Annotated in this window: 16 protein-coding genes; 7 read left to right on the forward strand and 9 right to left on the reverse strand. The window is 63.7% G+C overall.

Annotated elements, in window-relative coordinates; translation table 11 throughout:
- Positions 1-24: 24 nt before the first annotated feature.
- Together RBB31_RS11215 and RBB31_RS11220 are read right to left on the reverse strand one after the other, a co-directional pair.
- Positions 25-240, reverse strand: a complete 216-nt coding sequence (locus tag RBB31_RS11215) for a hypothetical protein (RefSeq protein ID WP_306129383.1) — start codon at positions 238-240, stop codon at positions 25-27.
- A 446-nt stretch (positions 241-686) separates the two neighbouring features.
- The gene (locus tag RBB31_RS11220; RefSeq protein WP_306129384.1) at positions 687-1,694 is read right to left on the reverse strand and encodes a GlxA family transcriptional regulator; all 1,008 of its coding nucleotides are present in this window, start codon (positions 1,692-1,694) and stop codon (positions 687-689) included.
- Between the two features lie 169 nt (positions 1,695-1,863).
- Here RBB31_RS11220 and RBB31_RS11225 point away from each other — a divergent pair, with 169 nt between their 5' ends.
- The gene (locus RBB31_RS11225; protein ID WP_306129385.1) at positions 1,864-3,234 is read left to right on the forward strand and encodes a class II 3-deoxy-7-phosphoheptulonate synthase; all 1,371 of its coding nucleotides are present in this window, start codon (positions 1,864-1,866) and stop codon (positions 3,232-3,234) included.
- A 142-nt stretch (positions 3,235-3,376) separates the two neighbouring features.
- On the opposite strand, the gene RBB31_RS11230 is transcribed toward RBB31_RS11225, so the two are convergent.
- Both RBB31_RS11230 and RBB31_RS11235 read right to left on the reverse strand, forming a co-directional pair.
- Positions 3,377-3,493: an entericidin EcnA/B family protein gene (locus RBB31_RS11230; protein ID WP_306129386.1), complete on the reverse strand. Its 117-nt coding sequence runs from the start codon at positions 3,491-3,493 to the stop codon at positions 3,377-3,379.
- Positions 3,494-3,522: 29 nt separating this feature from the next.
- Entirely contained in the window at positions 3,523-5,355 is a 1,833-nt protein-coding gene (locus RBB31_RS11235; protein ID WP_306129387.1) for an extracellular solute-binding protein, read from the reverse strand.
- A gap of 324 nt (positions 5,356-5,679) precedes the next feature.
- On the opposite strand from RBB31_RS11235, the gene RBB31_RS11240 reads away from it, so the two are divergent.
- Together RBB31_RS11240 and RBB31_RS11245 are read left to right on the forward strand one after the other, a co-directional pair.
- Positions 5,680-6,453, forward strand: coding sequence for a 3-hydroxybutyrate dehydrogenase (locus RBB31_RS11240; protein ID WP_306129388.1), 774 nt, complete (start codon positions 5,680-5,682; stop codon positions 6,451-6,453).
- A 69-nt stretch (positions 6,454-6,522) separates the two neighbouring features.
- Complete coding sequence (locus RBB31_RS11245; RefSeq protein WP_371931321.1) at positions 6,523-7,542, forward strand: patatin-like phospholipase family protein; 1,020 nt, start codon at positions 6,523-6,525, stop codon at positions 7,540-7,542.
- 120 nt (positions 7,543-7,662) lie between these two features.
- On the opposite strand, the gene RBB31_RS11250 is transcribed toward RBB31_RS11245, so the two are convergent.
- The 3 genes from RBB31_RS11250 to RBB31_RS11260 form a co-directional block, all read right to left on the reverse strand.
- Entirely contained in the window at positions 7,663-8,406 is a 744-nt protein-coding gene (locus RBB31_RS11250; protein WP_306129390.1) for a DUF502 domain-containing protein, read from the reverse strand.
- Positions 8,407-8,470: 64 nt separating this feature from the next.
- Complete coding sequence (locus RBB31_RS11255; protein ID WP_306129391.1) at positions 8,471-9,406, reverse strand: pseudouridine-5'-phosphate glycosidase; 936 nt, start codon at positions 9,404-9,406, stop codon at positions 8,471-8,473.
- Complete coding sequence (locus RBB31_RS11260; protein ID WP_306129392.1) at positions 9,403-10,296, reverse strand: PfkB family carbohydrate kinase; 894 nt, start codon at positions 10,294-10,296, stop codon at positions 9,403-9,405. The genes RBB31_RS11255 and RBB31_RS11260 overlap by 4 nt, the downstream gene beginning before the upstream one ends.
- 75 nt (positions 10,297-10,371) lie before the next feature.
- Between RBB31_RS11260 and RBB31_RS11265 the strand changes: the two genes are divergently transcribed.
- From RBB31_RS11265 to RBB31_RS11280, 4 genes are all read left to right on the forward strand, one after another.
- A complete protein-coding gene (locus RBB31_RS11265) occupies positions 10,372-10,989 on the forward strand; it encodes a hypothetical protein (RefSeq protein ID WP_306129393.1) in 618 nt (205 codons plus the stop codon).
- A 237-nt stretch (positions 10,990-11,226) separates the two neighbouring features.
- Positions 11,227-12,105 (forward strand): 30S ribosomal protein S2, encoded by an 879-nt coding sequence (gene rpsB, locus RBB31_RS11270; protein ID WP_306129394.1) that lies wholly within the window; start codon positions 11,227-11,229, stop codon positions 12,103-12,105.
- An 88-nt stretch (positions 12,106-12,193) separates the two neighbouring features.
- Positions 12,194-13,069, forward strand: coding sequence for a translation elongation factor Ts (gene tsf / locus RBB31_RS11275; protein ID WP_306129395.1), 876 nt, complete (start codon positions 12,194-12,196; stop codon positions 13,067-13,069).
- Between the two features lie 258 nt (positions 13,070-13,327).
- On the forward strand, positions 13,328-14,446 hold the full coding sequence (locus tag RBB31_RS11280) for a serine/threonine protein kinase (RefSeq protein ID WP_306129396.1): 1,119 nt from the start codon (positions 13,328-13,330) through the stop codon (positions 14,444-14,446).
- A 332-nt stretch (positions 14,447-14,778) separates the two neighbouring features.
- On the opposite strand, the gene RBB31_RS11285 is transcribed toward RBB31_RS11280, so the two are convergent.
- Positions 14,779-15,534: a LuxR family transcriptional regulator gene (locus RBB31_RS11285; RefSeq protein WP_306129397.1), complete on the reverse strand. Its 756-nt coding sequence runs from the start codon at positions 15,532-15,534 to the stop codon at positions 14,779-14,781.
- Positions 15,531-15,974: a type II 3-dehydroquinate dehydratase gene (gene aroQ / locus RBB31_RS11290; protein WP_306129398.1), complete on the reverse strand. Its 444-nt coding sequence runs from the start codon at positions 15,972-15,974 to the stop codon at positions 15,531-15,533. The genes RBB31_RS11285 and aroQ overlap by 4 nt, the downstream gene beginning before the upstream one ends.
- Positions 15,975-16,117: the final 143 nt, after the last annotated feature.

The raw sequence follows: 16,117 nt of genomic DNA on the forward strand, positions 1-16,117 counted from the left end.
AAGGCCTGCCGGCGCGGGTTTTGTTCAGGGATCGACCCCATCGACCGACTTGGTTTCCACGGATGTCTTGATCGAGTCGGCCAGCCCGAAGGTGCCATCGCGGGCCGTTCCGACCGTCAGGCATCCAAGGCAGATCACGCTGACTGCCAATACGATCCAATCCACGCTCACGACGCCCGAGTCGCCGGTCAGGAAGTTTCGTAGGTGGTCGAGCATCTGTCCTTTGGCCCTTGTGGTCATTTTGGTCGTCCAGTGTCGCCGCGCCGCGAGAGCAACGTCGCCGCGCGTCATTGGCGCTCAGGGTCGGTGTGAAATAGGGCGGAAATGTGGCAAATGGGGCGAAAGCGGGGTGTTAACCTTTTCTTTCGGCAAATTCATGCCTCTTTTTGCGAATTGACGCGTTCAATGGCCGCTTATTCCTGAAATCGTTTAGCGCATCGAAACAGTGAATAGGGGACAGACAGCGAATTGCCCATGCATTGCCGCATTATACGAATCAATTTTTTAAAATTTGCGCCTCGTCGGCGGTCGGGTTTGGCCTGCCGGATTCTGCACGAGGCCTGTGTAAATAAGGTTTCGGCACCAGACACAGCACGCTCGGGAAAAACGACCGTCGGTGCCGTGCGCCTTATTTCAACCAGCTTTGTGTGGGCGCCGTCCTTCCGAAACCGGCCCGGCGGTGCGGATTACACCGACAGCCGCGCGGCTTGGCTGCCACGCTCACGATAGGGCGTGGTGCTGTAATGCGAGCGATAGCATTTCGAGAAATGCGACGGCGAGGCAAAGCCGCAGGCCAGTGCCACGTTGATCACCGTCATGTCGGTCTGCATCAGCAGGTTGCGCGCCTTTTGCAGCCGCAATTCCATGTAATATCGCTTGGGCGAGCGGTTCAGGTAGCGCCGGAAGAGGCGCTCCAACTGGCGGGTCGACATCGCCACTTCCCTTGCCAGGATAGCAGGGCTGATCGGTTCCTCGATGTTGTTTTCCATCATCTGAATGACCTGGCTCAGCTTGGGATGCCGCACGCCGATCCGCGTGGGGACCGACAGGCGCTGCGTGTCCTGATCGGTGCGGATCGAGGAATAGATCATCTGGTCGGCCACAGCATTGGCCAACTGCTCGCCATGGTCGTCGGCGATGAGTTTCAGCATCAGATCAATGGACGAGGTGCCGCCCGCCGTGGACATGCGGTTGCCGTCTACCACGAAGACCGACTTGGTCAGCTCCACCTCGTCGAATTCCTCGGTAAAGCTGTCGTGGTTTTCCCAGTGGATCGTCGCGCGCTTTCCATCCAGCAGACCGGCCTTGGCCATGACATAAGACGCGGTACACAGCCCGCCGATGCGCGGACCCCGGCGCGCTTCGCGGCGCAGCCAGTTCAGCATTTTCTTGGTTGCAGCCTTCTGGATATCGGCCCCACCGCACAGCAGCACGACATCCTCGCGGCGCAACTCATCGAGATCGATATCCACCTTGAACCGAGACCCTGCAGAGCACGACACCGTACCTTCTGCATCGGCTTCGCCCGACATCACCCATTCGTAAAGGGTCTCGCCCGACATGCGGTTGGCGATACGCAAGCAATCCAGCGCCGAGGCAAAACTCAGCAGCGTGAAATTATCGAGCAATACGAAAACGAAACGTTTCGGACCGGACGCGGGGCCCCCGCTTGATTTTTTCGTTTCCGCGCGCATGTTCGCTACTCCCTGCGCAGTGGCGTATCGGTCAGGTCTTTCACGAAAACCGCAAGATTGGCAAGGGGACCGAGGGTCGATTTACGACATATTCCGTCGAAGTCGTATGGTGTCGGCAGTCGGGCTTTAGTATAGACGGGTCTCGAAATTCGATGAGCGGAGAAGAACGATGAGCAATTGGCAGAAATCTGACTGGCGCAGCAAGCCGCGGATCCAGATGCCCGACTATACCGATGCAGAGGCCCTGCAGTCGGTCGAGTCAAAGCTGTCCAAGTATCCGCCGCTGGTGTTTGCAGGAGAAGCCCGGCGCCTGAAGAAACAGCTGGGCGCGGCATCGCGCGGCGAGGCGTTCCTGTTGCAGGGCGGCGACTGCGCAGAGGCGTTCGACCAGTTCTCGGCCGACGCAATCCGCGACACGTTCAAGGTGATGCTGCAAATGGCGATGGTGCTGACCTACGGCGCCAAGGTGCCGGTGATTAAGGTCGGCCGCATGGCAGGACAGTTTGCCAAGCCGCGCTCGGCGCCGACCGAGGTGGTCAATGGCGTGGAGCTGCCCAGCTATCGCGGAGACATCATCAACGAGCTGGCCTTCACGCCAGAGGCGCGCATTCCCGACCCGAACAAGATGCTGCACGCCTACACCCAGGCGGCAGCCACGCTGAACCTTCTGCGGGCCTTTTCGACCGGCGGCTATGCCGACGTGAACCAGGTGCATGCCTGGACACTGGGCTTTACCGATGGGGAAAAGGCGGAACGCTACCGCGAAATGGCCTCGCGCATTTCCGACACGCTGGATTTCATGCGCGCGGCGGGCGTCGACAGTGCCAGCGCCCACACGCTGCACACGGTGGAGTTCTACACCTCGCACGAAAGCCTGCTGCTGGAATACGAGGAAGCGCTGGCTCGCGTCGACTCGACCTCGGGCAACTGGCTGGCGGGGTCGGGGCACATGCTGTGGATCGGCGACCGCACGCGACAGCCTGACGGCGCGCATGTGGAATTCCTGCGCGGCGTGCTGAACCCGATCGGGCTGAAGTGCGGGCCGACCATGGAAGAGGACGACCTGAAAAAGCTGATGGCGACGCTGAACCCCGACAACGAGGCCGGGCGCCTGACGCTGATCGCGCGGTTCGGCGCGGGCAAGGCAGGCGAGCATCTGCCCCGCCTGATCAAGACCGTGCGCGAGGAGGGGGCCAACGTGACCTGGGTTTGCGACCCGATGCATGGCAACACGATCAAGTCGGCCTCGGGTTACAAGACGCGGCCCTTCGAGAGCGTGCTGCGCGAGGTTCAGGAGTTCTTCGGCGTGCACCGGGCCGAGGGCACCACCCCGGGCGGGGTGCATTTCGAGATGACCGGCCAGGACGTGACCGAATGCACCGGTGGCGTGCGGGCGGTGACCGAGGAGGACCTGTCGGACCGGTACCACACGGCGTGCGATCCGCGGCTGAACGCATCGCAGGCGCTGGAACTGGCCTTTCTCGTGGCGCAGGAACTGTCGGACCTGCGCGAGAGCCGGGAGGCCCAGAAGGTCGGCTAAACGCTTAATTAGAGACATCGAAAAGGCCGGCGCAGTGGCGTCGGCCTTAATTCGTGAAGCATCGTAGGGACGGTCGCAAGCAACCATTCGCCGTCGCTACCGAAGACGTTCAACAATACTGCCTGGCCGCGTCAGTGCGGTCTCAGAACCAGCTTTGCACGCCGCGCGATGCGCCGGAAATGTCCCGGCCGACACCTTCGATCGTGGCGCAGCCCGACAGGGCCGCAGCGACCAGCGCGAAAACAGCGATTTTCCTCATGTTACCTGCTCGATTCTACTGTCGTTCTTTTATTTTTCACTTGCCTCGGACCACCAGACCTCGGGGAGGAACCAAATCCCGTCCCCGTAGACCGGCAATCGGTCGTCAGGATATTTCAAGTGGCTGAGATGCGCAATCCTGCCGACGGCATAGGCGTGGATCGGGATGACATAGCGACCTGAAATCAACACCCTGTCCAGAGCGCGGACCGCGGCGACGAAGTCTTCGTGGCTGGTGGCGTTCAGCATCGTGTCTATCATCGCCTCGGCCGCGGGGGACTTCATGCCCATGACGTTCCGGCTGCCGGGGATGTCGGCATATTCGGCGCCCCAGTAGTAGATCTGTTCGTTGCCGGGACTAAGCGAGAAGGCACGGCGAAAGAAGGTGAGGTCAAAATCGAAATTCTGCTCGCGCTCGTTGTATTGCGCGGGATCGGTGGTCTCGATTGTCAGGTCAATGCCCAGCCGCTCCAGTGCCTGAGCGTAGATTTTCATGTAGGTCGACGCCTGTTGCAGCAGCCCGTCCTGCTGCAAAAGCACGGTCAGGCTCAGCGGCTCGCCGTGGGCGTTGCGCAACTCGCCGTCCACGACGTTCCAACCGGCCTCGTTCAGCAGGTTCATCGCCTTGCGGATATTGCCGCGGTTGCGCTTGGTGCCGTCGCCCTGGGGCACGGTGTAGCCGTCCAGCGCGCCGGGCAGAAGCTCGTCCGCGTAGGGCTCCAAGAGTTCGCGCACACGCCCCTCGGCAGGGCCCTCGCGCATGCCCAGTTCGGAACCCGAGAAATACGAGGTGATGCGCGGCTGTCGCCCGCCGGTCAGCGTGTCGTTGATATACTCGAAATTGAAGGCCAGGATCAGCGCCTCGCGCACGCGCCAGTCATCCAGTGGCGCGCGGCGGGTGTTGAAGACGAATCCGGTCATGCCAGAGGGCGTGCCCTGCGGGATCTCGGACAACGTGACGGCGCCGGACTGGACAGCGGGAAAGTCGTATTGCGTTGCCCATTTCTCGGCGTTCAACTCGCGTACGTAGGAGATGGCCTGCGCCTTGAACGCCTCTTTCAGGACGGCATCGTCGCCGTAGAACTCGATGCGGATCTCGTCGAAATTGTTGGTGCCGCGCCGGAAGGGCAGGTCGTTGCCCCAATAGTCCGGATTGCGTTTCAGGGTGACATGACGCCCGACCTCGTAATTCTCGACCACGTAGGGCGCCGAGCCGATCGGCACGTCCGCCAGCGCGGCCTCCGAGAAATCCTTGCCCTCCCACTGGGCCTTTTTCAGGATCGGGCGCAGTCCGGCGATGAGAGCGAGTTCGCGGTCTTCGGTGTTGAAGGTCAGACGGACGCTGCGCGGGCCGGTGGCCTCGATCTTGTCGACCTTCTGCCAGAATCCGCGATAGCGCCCGTGCCCTTCGGTGCCGATGGTCTGGTAGGACCAGATCACGTCGTCGACGGTCACCGGGGTGCCATCGGAGAATCGCGCCTCCTCTCGCAGCGTGAATTCGACCCAGTCGCGGTCCGGCCCGGTCTCGACCGATTCGGCCAGAAGGCCGTAAAGCGAGAACGGCTCATCGTAGGATCGGCCCATCAGCGACTCGTGCGTGAGGTGCCGCAACTGCCAGGGCGGCTCGCCTTTCTGGACGAACGGATTGAGGCTGTCGAAGCTGCCGACATTGCCGCTGACCAGCCGGCCGCCCTTGGGCGCGTCGGGGTTGGCATAGGGCAGGGACACGAAATCTGGGGGCAGGGCGGGGTCGCCGTACATAGCTATGCCATGCGACGGCTCGGCCACGCCCGGTTCGGCGGCAAAACCGGCGGCGAGAATCGCGATTGCGCGCAGCGCGCGGTGGAAAAAATCTGGTCCCATTCGGGCAACAATCCTGCTCAGGCCTTATTTGTCTGACCATGGACGTTAAAGGCGGATTTACGTCTTTTCAAACTTTTAGCTTGGATCATCACGGTGAATTGCGTATAAAGGGGGCACTGCTCGATAGGTTTCTTGCCTGTATGAAACCTGCCTCAATAACTTAACGCCGGCCTTGTGCCGGCGTTTTTTTTGGTCGAGCCGGCTGTTTTTTGCAAGCGCCCCGCGACACGCGCGAATTGCGGCGAAAGCCCGTGTACGACGGGTTTTCAAACCGTTTCGAAACGCGCTAGGTCAGTCACGAAGGTTAACAAAGGGTGCTGCATCATGTCTCTGTCTGGAAAAACCGCCATTGTCACAGGATCGACCTCGGGAATCGGTCGTGGAATCGCCGTCTCTCTGGCCGAGGCCGGCGCACGGATCGTGCTGAACGGACGGGCCGCGCGGGACGAGAATTACGAAATTGCGGAAAGAATTCGTAAAGACACCGGCGCGGAGGTGGATTTCGTCGCCGCGGACATGGCCGATCCGGAGGCCTGCCGTGGGCTGATCGAGGACGCCGGAGGCTGTGACATCCTGGTGAACAACGCGGGCGTGCAGCACGTGGCGGGCATCCCCGACTTCCCGGTCGAGAAGTGGGACCAGATCATCGCCGTGAACCTGAGCTCGGCCTTTCACACCACCGCCGCCGCCCTGCCGGTGATGCGCGAACGGGGCTGGGGCCGTGTGATCAACATCGCCAGCGCCCATGGGTTGACGGCGAGCCCGTTCAAATCGGCCTATGTGGCGGCAAAGCACGGCCTGGTGGGGCTGACCAAGGTGACGGCGCTGGAGACAGCGGAGGAGCCGATCACCTGCAATGCGATCTGCCCGGGCTATGTGATGACACCACTGGTGGAAAAGCAGATCCCGGACACGATGGAGAAATACGGCATGGGCCGCGAGGAGGTGATCCGCGAAGTGATCCTGGAACGCCAGCCGTCGAAGCAGATGGCGACGGTGGAGCAGATGGGCGGCACGACTGTCTTTCTGTGTTCGCCCTCGGCCGAGCAGATCACCGGCACGACGATCAGCGTGGATGGCGGCTGGACGGCGCTGTGATGGACCGGGCCGAGGGGCCGGCCCCTCGGGCTCCCCGGGATATTTATGGCCAGAAGAAGAGCGCGTGACGTGAGCGGGAAACGGATCAACCTGGCTTTGCAGGGCGGGGGCGCGCATGGGGCCTTCACCTGGGGTGTGTTGGATCGGCTCCTCGAGGAAGAAGCGATTGAAATCGCGGGGATTTCCGGCACGTCCGCCGGGGCGCTGAACGGGGCCGCGCTGAAGGCCGGATTGCTGGCCGGGGGCCGGGACGGGGCGCGGGAGAACCTGGACTGGCTCTGGGCGCAGATGGGTGCCGTGCAGGACCTGCGTCTGCCTGCGTGGATGTCAGGCCGGGTGCCCGGGATCGGCACGTTCAGCGATATGCTGGAATTGTCGCCGGTCTATACCCTGGCCGATGCGGCCAGCCGCGCGATCTCGCCCTATGTCTATGGTCCGTTCTACGTGAACCCGCTGCGCCGGGTGGTCGACAGGTTCGCCTTTGACAAGGTCTGCAGGATCTGCGAGCCGCAATTCTTTGTCGGCGCCACCAACGTGCATACCGGCAAGATCCGGGTGTTCGAGGGCGATGCGATCACCTCGGACAGCCTGCTGGCCTCGGCCTGCCTGCCCACGCTGTTTCAGGCGGTGGAGATTGACGGCGCGTATTACTGGGACGGGGGATACAGCGGCAATCCGGCGCTTTTTCCTTTATACCGCAGGGAGTTGCCGGACGACATCGTGGTCGTCAACATCAACCCGCTGGTGCGCGACGAGGTGCCGAAATCACCGCAGGAGATCCAGAACCGGATCAACGAGATCAGCTTTAACGCCGCACTCTTGCGGGAATTGCGGGCGGTTCATTTCGTGCAGGGCCTGATTGATGCCGGCACCATCGCGGAGGGCGCGATGAAGCGGGTCAGGGTGCACATGATCGCCGATGACGACCTGATGCGGGAGCTGTCGGTGGCCACGAAACTGGTGCCGAGCCCGCTGGTGCTGGACCGGCTGAAACGGGCCGGGCGGGCGGCGGCTGAGCGGTTCCTGGAGAGGGATTTCGAGGATGTGGGGACGCGCGACAGCGTGGACCTGGCGTCAATGTTCGGCTGAGGGCGACTCCAAGGTTAACAGGGCCGGAGGGCGGAAATCCGCGTCGGTATCGCGTCGGTGCCAGTGACCGGCGGTCCGGATCAACACCCCGCCCGCCGGATTAACCGAGGGCCAACCTTTTCAGCCTTCACTGTCAGGCGTGATCGCCTTTCCGTTCTGGCCCGGATAGACCAGACCGGCGGAGATCACCAGCTTGGCCGCGTCCTCGATCGTCATGTCGAGTTCGATCACGTCCGAGCGAGGAAAGAACAGCAGGAAGCCAGAGGTCGGGTTCGGCGTGGTGGGCACGAAGACGCTGAGCATGTCCTCGGATATCTGCGCCTTGTCGGCGACCTCGCCCTTGGCCTGGGTCGAGATGAAGCCGACGGCCCAGATGCCCTTGCGCGGGTACTGAATGAGGCAGGCCTTCTCGAAGCTGCGCTCGGACTGGGCAAAGACCGTTTCGGCGATCTGCTTGACGCCGGAATAAATCGAGCGGACCACCGGCATCCGGTCGACCAGACTTTCGCCATAGCGGATCAGCGAGCGGCCGATGAGGCCCTTGGCGACCCAGCCGACGAACAGCGTGAAGAGCAGGAAGACGATCACGCCGACGCCGCGGATGTTGAAGTGGATCCACTCGGCATCGTCAGGGCGCGTGTGGCCCAGAATGAAGCGGTTAATCAGGTATTCCGGCTGGTAGATGTCGGGCACAAAGGGCAGCACGACCCCGTCGACCCAGCCCACCAGCGTCCAGATCAGCCAGACGGTCAGGCCGACGGGCGCAATTACGACAATGCCGGTCAGGAAGCTGGCGCGCAGCCCCGCGAACCGGCCGGGTTTCTTGGGCGGCGGCGGGGGATCTTCATCGAAAGGGGTGTTCATTGGCGCCTTCGGGGGGTTCTGTCTGGCGATATCTAGGCGCTTCACCGGGGCGCTACAACGGATTTCAGCGCCGAGCGCCGCTTTGACGTTCTTTATCGAGGCAGATGGCGATTTTCGCGGCAAGCCGGGCGTTGTTGACAACCAGCGCGATATTGGCGTCGAGCGAGCGGCCCTCGGTGAGGGTGTAGATCCGGTCGAGCAGGAAGGGTGTCACGGCCTTGCCCTTGATGCCCTTGGCTGCGGCTTCGCGCGTGGCGTTCTCGATGATCGGGGTGATCTCGGCGGCGGGGATCTCGGCCTCGGCCGGAATGGGATTGGCGACAAGCTGACCGCCCGGCAAGCCGAGGGCCGCGCGGGCGATGTGCGCGCGGGCGATGGATTGCGCATCGTCGAGGCGCAGCGGCGCGGACAGGTCAGAGCTGGCGGACCAGAAGGCGGGCAGGCTGTCCTGACCATAGGCGATGACCGGTACGCCAAGGGTTTCCAGCACCTCCAGAGTCTTGGGCAGGTCGAGGATGGCCTTGGCCCCGGCGCAGACCACCGTGACGGGGGTTTGCGCCAGTTCCTGAAGGTCGGCGGAGATGTCGAAGCTGTGTTCGGCCCCGCGATGCACGCCGCCGATGCCGCCCGTGGCGAAGATGGCGATGCCGGCGGCGTGGGCGGCGATCATGGTGGCGGCGACGGTGGTGGCGCCGGTGCCGCCGGTGGCCAGGCAAACCGCGAGATCGGCGCGGCTGAGCTTGGCGACGTTTTGTGCACGGGCAAGGGTTTCGAGACGGGCCTCGTCAAGGCCGACATGCAGTTGCCCGTCCAGCACCGCGATGGTGGCAGGGATGGCGCCTGCATCGCGCACCGCATTCTCGACCCGCTGTGCGGTGTCCAGGTTCTGCGGATAGGGCATTCCGTGGGTGATGATGGTGCTTTCGAGCGCCACGATGGGGCGCGCCTTGGCGCGGGCGGCGGCAACCTCGGGCGAGAAATGCAGGGGCAGGGTGGTCATGTGGCGATATCCCCGGAAATGTGTGTGGCGGCGGCCTGAAGCGCGCGGTCGAGGGCGGTGGCGCGGTCCGCGCCGCGTGTTTCGGCGGCGATGTGCGCGGCCATGAAGGTGTCGCCCGCGCCCGTGACGCGGGTGACGAGGACGGGCGGCGGCTGGCCGGTCAGAACACCGTCCGGACCGGCATCGGCGGCGGCCTCGGCCCCGTTGGTGACGATGGCGCGGGCGGCGCCACGGTCGCACAGGGCCGAGCCCGCATCGGCGGCAGAGGCGAAAGGGCGACCGCACAGGATGCCGGCCTCTTCTAGATTGCCGTAAAGGATGCCGCGCCCGATTTGCAGGAAGGGCAGCAGACGCTCGGCCTTGCCGGGCGAGGCGGGGGCGACGCGCAGGTCGGCGGCGGAAAAGGCCGGATCGTGCGCGATTTGCGTCAGCAGTGCCGTGGTCAGGTTGCCGTCGAGCGCGATGGGGCCGGCATGGGGATGGGTGGGCCTGCCCAATGTACCGTCTCGCAAGGGTGCGAGAATTCGGTCGCCCGCAGCCTCCAGCGAATGGGCGTCGGCGATGGCGGCGATCAGGCCGTTCGCGCCCTCGATGGCCATGTATTGATCGGTCGGCAACTCGGACGAGCGCCAGACATGGGAGATGTCGATGCCGCGCGACGCGCAAAGCGCCAGCAATTCCTCGCCCGGAGCATCGCGGCCCACGGCGCTGAGCAGGGCCGGGCGCAGACCGAAGCGCAGCAGGGTCAGCGCGATGTTGAGCGCCACGCCGCCGGGGCCGCGAGCGATGCGGCCGGGCACGTCCGAGCCCTGCCGCATGGCGCTGGCCGAGCGGCCGATGATGTCCCACAGGACGGAGCCGATGCAGAGGATGTCGGGCGGAGGCGTCATGCGGTCATTTGCACCGCCCAGAACGGTGAGAGCAAGCGGTTTGCGAGGCGCGGTGACGCGGCGTAGGGTGGCGGCATGGACGAGACCCGCCGCTTTCGCATTCCGCTCAAACCCGTGCTGGCGCTGCTGGTGGCGGCGGCTGTGGCGGTGAACCTGCCGGCGTCGTGGTTTGCCAACGAGACGCCCGAGGACCGGCGGGCGGAGGTGTTTTCCGCCTTCGCCAACCTGAGTGCGGCACCGGGGGAGGGGGCGTTTGCCTTTCTCGGCACGGTGTCGGATTTGTCGGGGCAGGAGGCGCGGGTGCGCCAAGACCGGCGGGCGCATGTGCTGCCGCGGCTGCTGGAGGCCTATGCGGGGCGGATCGACATGCCCGTGGGCTGGCTGCGGGATGCGGTGCTGGACCCCGATTACGCACATCCGTTCGATATCTCGGCGTTCGAGGTCACCGGGCCGGAGTTTGCCCGGCATGGTGTGGAAGCGCCGTGGCACTGGGGGCTTGCGGCCAGCGGGGCGCAGGACCTGTCGCCCGAGAAGGCGTCGTTGGGCTGGTGCGCGCGATGGCTTGTGGTCTGGGACGAGGCGGACTGGTTTTATGCGCCTGTTGGGACGGAGGCGCTGAACGAGATGCTGGCGGAGGCGGCGCCGGAGCTTCGGGACGTGACGCGCGCGCTTTCGGGCGGATGCGACGGGTGAGGCGGGCGTTTTCTTGCAAAGAAAACGGGTCGAAATCTTTGAAAGATTTCGGCGCGCCCGGTGTACCCACCTGTGCAGATGAGGGCTTGCGCCGCGCAAAATAGCCCGTTATACGCGCGCCATTCAATCCCGCAGGTATGGGCGGGCCTCTCGGGGGAGACATCCCCGAAGGTCCACCGGTTGAAGCATCCGCTTCTCATTCCCGTACCGAGGCGCAAACCGGAAAGGAAAAAGACCATGGCTCTTCCAGAGTTCTCCATGCGTCAGCTGCTTGAAGCTGGCGTTCACTTCGGCCACCAGACGCAGCGTTGGAACCCCCGTATGGGCGAGTTCATCTATGGCGCGCGCAATGGCATCCACATCATGGACCTGACGCAGACCGTGCCGATGCTCGACGCGGCGCTGAACGTCATTCGCGAGACCGTGGCCAAGAACGGCCGCGTGCTGTTCGTGGGCACCAAGCGGCAGGCCAGCGCGCCGATCGCCGAGGCGGCTGAAAAATGCGCGCAATATTACATGAACCACCGCTGGCTGGGCGGCACGCTGACCAACTGGCAGACCGTGAGCCAGTCGATCAAGCGCCTGAACGAGATCGACGAGATCATGGAAGGCGGCGCCGAGGGCCTGACCAAGAAAGAGCGTCTGGGCCTTGAGCGCGACCAGGAGAAGCTGAACGCGTCGCTGGGCGGTATCCGCCAGATGGGCGGCGTGCCCGACCTGCTGTTCGTGATCGACGTCAAGAAAGAGTCGCTGGCCGTGGCCGAAGCCAACAAGCTGGGCATCCCCGTGGTGGCAGTGGTCGACACCAACTGCTCGCCCGATGGTGTGGATTACATCATCCCCGGCAACGACGACGCCGCGCGGGCGATCTCGCTTTACTGTGACCTGGTGTCCCGCGCGGCGCTTGACGGCATGTCGGCGCAGATGGGCGCGGCAGGGATCGACCTGGGTGCTATGGAAGAGGCCCCGGCAGAAGAAGCCGTGAGCGAAACGCCGGCAACCGATGCGACCCAGGCACCGAGCGACGAGGCGATGCATGACGACGCCATTTCGAAAGACGCGCCGCTGGACATCGAGTCCGCCGAAGAGGTCAAGAAAGAGGCCGCTGACAGCTAAGCCTGTCACGAAACCTATAGCTTGTTGATATAACTGGGCGCGGGTCGGACTGCGCCCATGACAGCCCAAATATTCGAGGAGAGCCGAGATGGCGATCACAGCTGCAAGTGTGAAGGAACTGCGCGACAAGACCGGCGCGGGCATGATGGACGCGAAGAAAGCGCTGACCGAGACCGATGGCGACATGGACGCCGCCGTTGACTGGCTGCGCACCAAGGGCCTGGCGAAAGCCGCCAAGAAATCGGGCCGCACCGCCGCAGAGGGCCTGGTGGCCGTCAGCGTGACCGGCGGCACGGGTGTCGCCGTCGAGGTGAACGCCGAGACCGATTTCGTCGCCAAGAACGCCGAGTTCCAGAAGATGGTGGGCGACATCGCCGGCGCCGCAGTGGGTGTGGCCAATCTCGACGCGCTGCAGAAGGCCGAGATCGGCGGCAAGGCCGTGGCCGACATCATCACCGACAAGATCGCCACGATCGGCGAGAACATGGGCCTGCGCCGCATGGAGAAGATCGAGGGCGACACCGTGGTGAGCTACATCCACAACGCCGCCACCGACGGCATGGGCAAGATCGGCGTGCTTGTCGCCATGAAAGGTGGTGACGAGGCGTTCGGCCGCCAGGTCGCGATGCATATCGCCGCCACCAACCCCGCCGCGCTGAACGAGGCGGAACTGGATCAGGCCGTGGTCGACAAGGAACGCCAGGTGCAGATCGACATCGCCCGCGAATCCGGCAAGCCGGAGCAGGTGATCGAGAAGATGATCGAAGGCCGCATGAAGAAATACATGTCCGAGATCACGCTGGTGAACCAGTCCTTCGTCATCAACCCCGACGTCACCGTCGGCGCGGCCGCCGCCGAGGCGGGCGCCGAGATCACCGGCTTCATCCGCATGGAAGTGGGCGAGGGGATCGAGAAGAAGGAAGAGAACTTCGCCGAGGAAGTCGCCAAGGCGGCGCAGGGCTGAGTTTGCCTTGATAGCGGGACCGAGGGGCCAGCCCCTCGGGCTCCCCGGGATATTTACGGCCAGAGGAAGATGGGGCGCGTTCCGGTATAGCGGGACGCGCTTTTTGCTTGGACCGACGCAAGCGTTGTTGCTAGATCGGGTCCGGGCAGAGGCGATGGCGTCGCCGGGCCGGATGGCCCTGTCCTTTCCTCACATCCTGTACGCCGGGGCAGTCGGAAGATCGGCAGCCGCGGTCTTCCCGTCATAAAGGAGACCGGTATGGCGCAGAAGACGATCGTGAATTCCTGGAACGAGTGGGACCCGCTGAGACACGTGATCGTGGGCCGGGCGGATGCGTGTCATATCCCGCCAGAGGAACCGGCGCTGGACGCCAAGGTGCCCGAGGACAGCGACATGCGCGGGCAACGGGGCCGCCGCCCGCAGGAGACGATCGACCGGGCGAACGAATTGCTGGACCGCTTCGCCGGGCAACTGGAGGCGCGGGGTATCCGGGTGGACCGGCCCACGCCGATCGACCATTCCCTGCCCGTGACCACGCCGGACTTTCACACCGGCAGCCAGTTCGGCTGTATGCCGCCGCGCGACGTTCTTTTGACCGTGGGACATGAAATCCTGGAGGCGACGATGTCCTATCGCTGCCGCTGGTTCGAGTACCTGAATTATCGGCCGTTGATGCAGGAATACTGGGAGGAGGACCCGAATTTCCGGCATGAGGCAGCGCCGAAGCCGCGGCTGACCGATGCGGATTATCGTCCCGATTACCTGAGCGACAGGATCGGCGTTGAGAAGCGCCTGCGATGGGCCGCCGAGAAGTTCTTTGTCACCACCGAGGAAGAGCCGCTGTTCGATGCCGCCGACGTACTGCGGTTCGGCCGGGACCTGGTGGTGCAGCACGGGTTCACAACCAACCTGAAGGGCATCGAGTGGCTGCGGCGGCATTTCCCCGAGCATCGCGTGCACGCGGTGAACTTTCCGGGCGATCCGTATCCGATGCATATCGACGCGACCTTCACGCCGCTTCGTCCCGGGTTGATCCTCAACAACCCGCAGCGGCGATTGCCCGAGGACCAGCGCAAGATGTTCGCGACGAACGGCTGGGAGATCCTGGATGCGGCGCAGCCCGCGCATAACGCGCCGCCGCCGCTGTGTTATTCGTCGGTGTGGCTGAGCATGAACGTTCTGGTGCTGGATCCGAAGACGGTTTGTGTCGAGAAATCCGAGGTCTACCAGGCCGAGCAGATGGACCGGCTGGGCCTGGAGGTGGTGGAGGTGGAACTGCGCGACGCCTATGCGTTCGGCGGGGGCCTGCATTGCTGCACCGCGGATGTGTACCGAGAGGGCGGCTGCGAGGATTATTTCCCGCATCTGGACGCGTAGGACGCCAAGAAAAACGGTGCCGTCCGGGCGGACGACACCGTAATTCCCCGGCACCTGAAACGGGATGAGACGGTGCAGGCAAATCCGGTCGGTCAACCGATGAATAGGCAAACCGACCGGCCCCCGGCAAAACCGGCAGGCCGGGTACTCACCTGAAATCGCAGGAGACGCCGACCCATGTTCCCAGGCTTGAAAGCCACCACTCACGGAACACGACCACTGTGCGACGTAACGTCAATTTATGAAAGTAAGGGAATCCTTACCGAAAGGTAAAATTCTTTCGGGCAGGGACGAAATTTTGTTACGATCTATCGAGGCGCGGGCGCGTGCCTTCAAGTGTGGAGCACGAAAATCTGGTTCTGGAACGCGGCCTTGAGCACCGCTTGGGCCGTGGTCTCGACGCTGAGTGCCTCGCGGGCGAGGCGCAGGTGTTTTTCCACGGTGGCCGGGGTCAACTCCATCAGCAGCGCGATGTCCTGGATCGTCTTGCCGTCGCCGACCCAGCCCAGCACCTCTTTCTGACGGCGGGTCAGCGAGCGGCCCGGTGCCTCGTAGGGCAGGGTGAGGATGCGCAGATGGACGATGTTGTTGAGCAGGATGATGTCGTCGCCATGGTCTTGCCAAAGCGCGTCGCAGGCGGCCTGATCACGGTCGGCATGGGCGGTGAGCGCAATGGCGCCCTTGGTGCGCGGCGACATGGACTTGAAGCTGATCGAGTAGCCGCAGGTCACGCCCATGGACGCGTTGAATTCCACGACCTTGCGCTCCTGCGCGGTGAGCGTTTCGGTTTCCAGCATCTCGGCCATGACACGCCAAGAACAGGCGCCTTCGTTGTCGAGCGCCCAGCGGACCATCGGCGCGTGATGGTAAAGCCCTTCGCCGATGAAGACGTTCATGTATTCGGGCGTGTGGTTGCTGAGCAGGACGAAATCATCCGGATCGCCCAGGGATGTGGACGTGCGGTAGCGGGTGAAGCCATAGATCAGCCTGTCGAAACCGTACTCGGCCATCTGTGCCACGTGCATGTCCCACAGCTCTTCGATGCTGGGCGCGTTCAGGAGCGCGTTCAGATGGGCCGTGGTGATCATCGTCCATCCTCCAGGTGACGTGCCATGGCGTGCAGTGCCAGCGTGTAACCATGCGCGCCGAAGCCGCAGATCACGCCGACCGCCACCTTGGCGATGTAGGAGGTGTGGCGAAACTCTTCGCGGGCGTGGATATTGCTGAGATGCAGTTCGACCGTGGGGATCTCGGCGCTGGAGATCGCGTCCATCAGGGCGATGGAGGTGTGGGTATAGGCGCCGGCGTTAAGGATGAGACCGTCATGCGTGCCGCGGGCTTCGTGGATCATGTCGACCAGCGCACCTTCGGAATTGGACTGCGCGAAGGTGATGTCGAGGCCGAGCGTCTGGGCCGCTTCGGTGCACTGCACCTCGATATCGGCAAGCGTGGTGGTGCCATAGACCTCGGGCTGGCGGGTGCCGAGGAGGTTCAGGTTGGGCCCGTTGAGGATCAGAATGGAAGTCATTTCACCAGCGTCCTTTGCGCATCCGTCATAGACCGTACCGTATGGTGCTGTCGAGAGAGAGCTGTAGGGCGTGACAGGTTCCGGTTGAGTGTGGCATATGGGAGGATGCCCGTGGTGTTGACCTGAAGCCTCTGGTGCAAGAC

This window comes from Roseovarius sp. MMSF_3350 (assembly GCF_030733425.1).
In the GTDB taxonomy this organism is placed as follows: domain Bacteria; phylum Pseudomonadota; class Alphaproteobacteria; order Rhodobacterales; family Rhodobacteraceae; genus Roseovarius.

Coding starts and splice junctions, on each gene's coding strand:
- RBB31_RS11230 (WP_306129386.1), bottom strand. CDS start 3,493: ATGAGGAAAATCGCTGTTTTCGCGCTGGTCGCTGCGGCCCTGTCGGGC.
- RBB31_RS11235 (WP_306129387.1), bottom strand. CDS start 5,355: ATGGGACCAGATTTTTTCCACCGCGCGCTGCGCGCAATCGCGATTCTC.
- aroQ (WP_306129398.1), bottom strand. CDS start 15,974: ATGACTTCCATTCTGATCCTCAACGGGCCCAACCTGAACCTCCTCGGC.
- RBB31_RS11265 (WP_306129393.1), top strand. CDS start 10,372: ATGGACGAGACCCGCCGCTTTCGCATTCCGCTCAAACCCGTGCTGGCG.
- rpsB (WP_306129394.1), top strand. CDS start 11,227: ATGGCTCTTCCAGAGTTCTCCATGCGTCAGCTGCTTGAAGCTGGCGTT.
- RBB31_RS11255 (WP_306129391.1), bottom strand. CDS start 9,406: ATGACCACCCTGCCCCTGCATTTCTCGCCCGAGGTTGCCGCCGCCCGC.
- RBB31_RS11260 (WP_306129392.1), bottom strand. CDS start 10,296: ATGACGCCTCCGCCCGACATCCTCTGCATCGGCTCCGTCCTGTGGGAC.
- RBB31_RS11220 (WP_306129384.1), bottom strand. CDS start 1,694: ATGCGCGCGGAAACGAAAAAATCAAGCGGGGGCCCCGCGTCCGGTCCG.
- RBB31_RS11240 (WP_306129388.1), top strand. CDS start 5,680: ATGTCTCTGTCTGGAAAAACCGCCATTGTCACAGGATCGACCTCGGGA.
- RBB31_RS11250 (WP_306129390.1), bottom strand. CDS start 8,406: ATGAACACCCCTTTCGATGAAGATCCCCCGCCGCCGCCCAAGAAACCC.
- RBB31_RS11285 (WP_306129397.1), bottom strand. CDS start 15,534: ATGATCACCACGGCCCATCTGAACGCGCTCCTGAACGCGCCCAGCATC.
- RBB31_RS11215 (WP_306129383.1), bottom strand. CDS start 240: ATGACCACAAGGGCCAAAGGACAGATGCTCGACCACCTACGAAACTTC.
- RBB31_RS11280 (WP_306129396.1), top strand. CDS start 13,328: ATGGCGCAGAAGACGATCGTGAATTCCTGGAACGAGTGGGACCCGCTG.
- RBB31_RS11225 (WP_306129385.1), top strand. CDS start 1,864: ATGAGCAATTGGCAGAAATCTGACTGGCGCAGCAAGCCGCGGATCCAG.
- tsf (WP_306129395.1), top strand. CDS start 12,194: ATGGCGATCACAGCTGCAAGTGTGAAGGAACTGCGCGACAAGACCGGC.